Here is a 5,441-nt window from a genome sequence, read left to right on the forward strand (position 1 = left end):
TACAGGTTGAGCTTTATTTTTTGTCTATTTTATTATTCAGCTACTTTTTCAGAAGCATTTACGCGGTCGTTATGACGCTTAATAATTAACTTAACAATTGCATTAGCTACGTTAGTATTCTTTAAAAGTGGACCATGTGAATATGAACCGATGAAGTTACGGTAATGCAAGCCTTCTACATGATCTTGTGGGTTATTCCCGTACCCTTCAATCATGTCACCGAGTGAATGCAATTTATCTTTGTCATCAAAGTAGGTTTGACCAGAGTGATTTTCAAAGGCTTTAACTTCGCCCCATTCAGTCATGTAACGCGTATCACCGATCATACGCTTGTCTGATTTAAAGACAGTGTGCAATGGCAAAATACCTAAACCAGGAATTGTTATACCAGAATTTGTTTTGTAATAATTACCCATTAATTGGTAACCACCACAGATGCAAAGCATTGGATTGTCACCGTTGATATATTCCTTCAAGGTATCTTTGTGACGTGGTAAGTCTTTAGCAACTACTGTTTGTTCAAAGTCTTGACCACCGCCGAAGAATACAAAGTCATAATCAAAAGCATTGAAATCATCACCAAGTGAAATATTATCAACTTGAGTGTCGTAACCTTCACGCTTTAATAAAAAACTGAGGATCTTGACGTCACCGGAATCACCGTAGGTATTCATCAAATCTTCGTAAAGATATGCAATTTTAATTAATTTATCGCTCATTTTATCGTCCCTTATTTGCTTAGAAATTCATTTCCTTAGTATAACCTAAATCGATTTGGATGTGCGTTAAAAGCTTTTAAAATATAGGTTAATTCATGAATTAAGCTTTTTCACGAAAATGTAAATTAATGTAGTTGCTGCAATACTAGAGACAGCTATAATCCATTCGGTAGTGGTGATTGAGTTGTGTGCCAGTAGCTTGTAACCGATGAAGCCGATCTGATAAATCAGATTACAGAAGTAGACTACATAAAAAATAGTTTTAAGTGTAATTTTCATTGTTATTCTACCTTATCTTCTGCAGCCCAGTGATTAATTGGTCCCCACTTAGAACCAACATTGATAGGGTGAGAGATAGCTTCATAGGTAAAGTCCTTACCAATTTTAACTGCATTAATAATTGATTTACCTTTAGCAAGCTCTGCCGCAATGACTGCAGATAAAGTATCACCGGTACCGTTTACGCGGTCAGTCTTAAAGTGTGGTTTGGTAAATTCATGGAAATTGCCATCTTCAGTAAGTAAGATATCGGTAACTTCAGCTTGATCAGCGTCGTGTCTGCCCTTCATCAAGACGTTCTTAGCACCCATCTCTTGCAATGTTTTAGCACCGGCGTGAATTTCTTCCTTATTCTCCAATTTCATCCCGGTTAGCTTTTGTTGTTCATAAAAGTTAGGAGTGATCACGTCAGCTAATGGTAAGAGTCGATCTAAGAAGGTTTGGTAAGCATCGTCATCAAGCAAAGTTGCGCCATGCTTGGTGATAATTACCGGATCAAGCACAATTTTACCCATGTCATATTTTTCAAGATTATCGGCTACACAGTCGATAATTTCTTTATTTGCAAGCATTCCCGTCTTGGCAGCACTAATTTTGAAGTCATCATTTAATACGTCGAACTGCTTTTGAATGAAGTCAACCGGCATAATCTGTTGCGCAAAAATTCCGGTTGTATTGCCGGCTACAGCAGCGGTCATTAAGCCCATTCCGTAAACGCCACGGTCATAAAATGCGTGCAAATCGGCGGGCATACCGGCACTACCATCGCTATCATTTCCTGCAATGGTTACTGCGATTTTTGGATCTTTTATCATTTCATACACCTCTTAGTCTTAATGTTAAGAAAATTATAACGTAGTTACGAAAAGAACTGCTAGAATCTGCATACAAAAAAACAGTAAACTTATAAGAAAGCGCTTTTGTAGAAAAGAGATTTAAAATGGCTGAGCAATATATTTTATCAATTGATGAGGGAACCACTTCAACTAGAGCTATTCTGTTTGATCATAATGGAAATGAAGTAGCTTCTGCTCAACAAAAAGAAATACCCCAATATTTTCCAGAACCAGGTTGGGTAGAACATGATGCTCATCAAATTAGGATAGCGGTACAAACGACGATTGCTAACGCGTTTATCAATTCAGGTATTTGGCCTAGTCAAATTGCGGCAATTGGTATTACTAATCAACGTGAAACGACGGTTGTTTGGGATAAAGACACAGGTAACCCTATTTATCATGCAATTGTTTGGCAGTCACGTCAGACGACTAAATTAGCCGAAAAGCTTAAAAAAGAAGGCTATAGCGAAAAAATCAGGCAAAAAACAGGCTTAATTATTGACCCATATTTTAGTGCAACTAAGATTCGCTGGATTTTGGACCATGTTCCTGGTGCTCAAGAAAAGGCAGAACAGGGCAAGCTTTTATTCGGCACCATTGATAGCTAGTTAGTATGGAAATTAACTAATGGGCAAAAACATGTGACAGATTATACTAATGCCGCAAGGACTATGCTTTTTAATATTCACACGCTTGAGTGGGATGATGATATTTTAAAGTTATTAAACATCCCTAAGCAGATGCTGCCAGAAGTACGTTCTAATTCAGAAATTTATGGTAAAACTGCAGACTGCATGTTCTTTGGCGGTACTGTGCCAATTGCAGGAATGGCTGGTGACCAACAAGCCGCTTTATTTGGGCAACTGGCTTTAAAGCCAGGCATGGTAAAGAGTACTTATGGTACCGGTGCCTTTATTGTGATGAATACTGGTGAAAAGCCGACGGATTCCAACAATAATTTGCTTACTACCATTGGTTATGGCATTAATGGCAAAATCACCTATGCCTTAGAAGGATCAATTTTCGTAGCAGGTAGCGCAATTCAATGGCTGCGTGATTCAATGAAGCTGATTAAACACGCACCAGATTCTGAGCAAGCAGCTTATGAATCAACTTCAGAAAATGAGGTCTATGTTGTACCAGCATTTACAGGGCTGGGTGCACCCTATTAGGATGCGGAAGCACGCGGATCAATTTTTGACGTTACACGTGGAACAACAGATAAAGATATTATTAAAGCTACTTTGCAATTTTTGGCTTATCAAACTCGGAATGTAGTTGATACTATGCAAAAAGATTCTGGTATTAAGATCCCAGATCTGCGAGTTGATGGTGGTGCAAGCAACAATAACTATTTGATGCAGTTCCAGGCAGACATTTTAAATATCACGATCGAACGGACTAAGATTTTAGAGACTACTAGTCTGGGTGCCGCATTTTTAGCCGGCCTTGCCGTTGGTTATTGGAAAAATACGGATGAATTAAAGCATATTTTCAAAATCGGACAAGCTTTTGAGCCTAAAATGTCTGATGCAGAAAGAGATAAACTATATTCCGGCTGGCAGCGTGCAATCAAGGCAACGCAAGTTTTTGCACATGATTAGTGATGTATAATAAAATGTAATATATTAACACTTTAACAAGGAAAGGTAAAGAAAAATGAAGCACGACAGAATACTTGCTTTAGATGGACCGCGTAATTTTAGAGATATCGGTGGTTATAAGAATGATAAAGGACAACACGTAAAGTGGAATAAAATATATCGTTCTGATTCGCTTAGCTCTTTATCTGATGAAGATGAGCAAAAGATAGCCGATCGTAGAATCACAGTTGATATCGATTTGCGTTCAAAGTATGAGCAAAATGCGGCACCTGATAGACGATGGCCTAACGTGCGGTATGTTGATGCCCACATTTATTCAGAAAATTGCAAGGAAAACAAGGGTGATAACAAGCTCTATCGTTTCATTCATCATATTCCTGACATGGGTGATAACTACTTAGGTGAGATTTACCAACAAGTTTTGCTTAATACTCACAGCCAGCATATGTTCGCCAAGATTTTTGCGGAACTTATTGAACTTCCAGAAGAGGATGCCTTGGTTTATCACTGCAGTGCGGGGAAAGACAGAACCGGTATGACATCAGCTTTGATTTTGACTGCTCTTGGCGTCGATGATGATACGATTGCGCAAGATTATTTATTGACGAATGAACTGTATAATTTTGCATTAGCCAAGCAATACCCTGATGATAATCAGATTGCCAAGATGGTTTCTAAAATGAACCTGACCAAAGGAGAAGGCCCAGCAATTCGCGGAATTACCGAAACAATCCGTGCAGGTTGGGGCGATTTTGATGGTTTCTTCAAAAAAGAACTTCATTTTAGCCAAAGTGATCTAGATAGATTTAGAAAGATGTATTTAGAATAGGAAATATATGACAACATTATCTGATGTAGCTAAAGAAGCAAATGTTTCAAAAATGACAGTATCTCGGGTGATTAATCATCCTGAGCAAGTGACGCCAGAGTTGCGAGTAATAGTTGAAAAGGTGATGAAAGATTTAAATTACCATCCTAATTCAATTGCCCAAGCTTTAGTTAATAAGCGTACTAATGTAGTCAAATTTATTACTTTAGAAGATATTGATACAACCGAGCCTTATTACATGAACTTGCTTTTCGGCTTTGCTCGAGGCTTGAATACTAAGCAATATGCCATGCAGTTAGTAACTGATCCCACCCAAATTAAAAAAGGTCATGCTGATGGTTATTTGATTACGGGTGCGCGGAATAAAGACTATGATATGTTCGATAAGCTGGATAAGCCGTTCGTATTATTCGGTGAAAATCACCGCGGATATGATTTTGTTGATACAGATAATCAAACTGCTGAGAAAATTGCTACACAATACGCATTAGATCGCTTATACAAACGCATTATTTTTATTGGAATTGATATTAAAGAGCCGTTTGAATATTCACGTGAAGCTGGTTACATCAATACTTTGCAGCAGCATCAACTAATTCCGCAGATATATCGTGTTCCTAATCATAGTCATAAGGCACAAGAAATAATTCATGAGCATTTTAAGGGATTTAAGAAAGACACGTGCTTTATTTGTGCGAGTGACCGAATTGCGGTGGGCGTAGTCAGACAATTGCAAGATGAGGGAGCTAGAATTCCAGAAGATTTTGGCGTCATTGGCTTTGATGGGGTATTCTTGGACCAAGTTTCTAATCCTAAGTTAACAACAATTAAGCAGCCTATTTTTAAGATGGGTGAAATGTTAGCAAGCATGCTGTTACAAAAAATTGCTCAATCTGGTTCTCCTCAAGGAGAAATTATGCTTAAGCCAGAGCTAATTAGACGTGAAACTACTAGATAATAGATGCGCATTGATTTTCAAATCAATGCGTTTTTTCATTTTAAAATCTTTTTACTATTTAAATGAAAGCGCTATACTTGAAATGAGACGTAAGTTATAGATACATGAATTACAAATAGAGGTCATAAATTTATGAAAAAAGTTTTAGCGATTAATTCAGGTAGTTCTTCTTTTAAATATAAGCTCTTTTCTTTTCCTAACGAGCAAGTGATT

The 5,441-nt window shown here is 37.7% G+C and carries 4 protein-coding genes and 2 pseudogenes; 4 read left to right on the top strand and 2 right to left on the bottom strand.

All coding sequences use genetic code 11. The features are described 5' to 3' along the window. Positions 1-32: 32 nt before the first annotated feature. Together HMPREF0518_RS00810 and thiD are read right to left on the bottom strand one after the other, a co-directional pair. Positions 33-719, bottom strand: a complete 687-nt coding sequence (locus tag HMPREF0518_RS00810) for a type 1 glutamine amidotransferase (RefSeq protein ID WP_003625106.1) — start codon at positions 717-719, stop codon at positions 33-35. A 281-nt stretch (positions 720-1,000) separates the two neighbouring features. Then, positions 1,001-1,813, bottom strand: a complete 813-nt coding sequence (gene thiD / locus HMPREF0518_RS00820) for a bifunctional hydroxymethylpyrimidine kinase/phosphomethylpyrimidine kinase (RefSeq protein ID WP_003625110.1) — start codon at positions 1,811-1,813, stop codon at positions 1,001-1,003. 125 nt (positions 1,814-1,938) lie between these two features. Between thiD and glpK the strand changes: the two are divergent. The 4 genes and pseudogenes from glpK to HMPREF0518_RS09975 all read left to right on the top strand — a co-directional run. Continuing rightward, a pseudogene (gene glpK, locus HMPREF0518_RS00825) lies at positions 1,939-3,441 on the top strand (glycerol kinase GlpK). Positions 3,442-3,496: 55 nt separating this feature from the next. After that, positions 3,497-4,270: a tyrosine-protein phosphatase gene (locus HMPREF0518_RS00830; RefSeq protein ID WP_003625119.1), complete on the top strand. Its 774-nt coding sequence runs from the start codon at positions 3,497-3,499 to the stop codon at positions 4,268-4,270. Positions 4,271-4,277: 7 nt separating this feature from the next. Next, positions 4,278-5,228: a LacI family DNA-binding transcriptional regulator gene (locus HMPREF0518_RS00835; RefSeq protein WP_003625121.1), complete on the top strand. Its 951-nt coding sequence runs from the start codon at positions 4,278-4,280 to the stop codon at positions 5,226-5,228. 132 nt (positions 5,229-5,360) lie between these two features. Next, positions 5,361-5,441: pseudogene (locus tag HMPREF0518_RS09975) on the top strand (acetate kinase); the annotation flags it as partial.

This window comes from Lactobacillus helveticus DSM 20075 = CGMCC 1.1877, assembly GCF_000160855.1.
Classification (GTDB): Bacteria; Bacillota; Bacilli; order Lactobacillales; family Lactobacillaceae; genus Lactobacillus; species Lactobacillus helveticus.

Coding starts and splice junctions, on each gene's coding strand:
- HMPREF0518_RS00835 (WP_003625121.1), top strand. CDS start 4,278: ATGACAACATTATCTGATGTAGCTAAAGAAGCAAATGTTTCAAAAATG.
- HMPREF0518_RS00830 (WP_003625119.1), top strand. CDS start 3,497: ATGAAGCACGACAGAATACTTGCTTTAGATGGACCGCGTAATTTTAGA.
- thiD (WP_003625110.1), bottom strand. CDS start 1,813: ATGATAAAAGATCCAAAAATCGCAGTAACCATTGCAGGAAATGATAGC.
- HMPREF0518_RS00810 (WP_003625106.1), bottom strand. CDS start 719: ATGAGCGATAAATTAATTAAAATTGCATATCTTTACGAAGATTTGATG.